Annotated in this window: 1 protein-coding gene; it reads right to left on the bottom strand. The window is 73.4% G+C overall.

Translation table 11 applies throughout. The features are described from left to right. The coding region (locus ACEN88_RS34340) for an HAD-IC family P-type ATPase (protein WP_413346869.1) at nucleotides 1-432 on the bottom strand (432 nt) is incomplete at both ends.

The raw sequence follows: 432 nt of genomic DNA, 5'->3' as shown, positions 1-432 counted from the left end.
TCGTTGATGCCGTCGCCCACCATGCCCACTGTACGTCCTTCCGCCATCAGGCCGCGCACGACGTCCGCCTTGTCCTGCGGCTGCACCTGCGCGACCCAGCGCGTCAGGCCGAGCGCCTGCGCGACGGCGCGCGCGCTGCCTTCGTTGTCGCCGCTGAGCATCATGCTGTCCACGCCGAGATCGCGCAGGCGGGCGATGGCGGCGCGGCTCGTCGGTTTCAAACGGTCGCCGAACGCGAGCACGCCTTCCACGCCGATGCCGCCGCCCGCTTCACGCGCGAGCCACGACACGGTGCGCCCGTCCGCTTCGTGGCGTTCGGCCGCGGCCACCAATGCGGCAGCCGGGGAACCGGCGCCGATTTCGTCCAGCAACCGGCGGTTGCCGATCCAGACGGTTGCGCCGTCCACGCGGGCCCGCACGCCGCGGCCCGGC

It is taken from the genome of Massilia sp. CT11-108 (assembly GCF_047302915.1).
GTDB lineage: Bacteria > Pseudomonadota > Gammaproteobacteria > Burkholderiales > Burkholderiaceae_D > Telluria > Telluria orientalis.
This window is presented reverse-complemented; position numbering and strand designations above follow the sequence as displayed.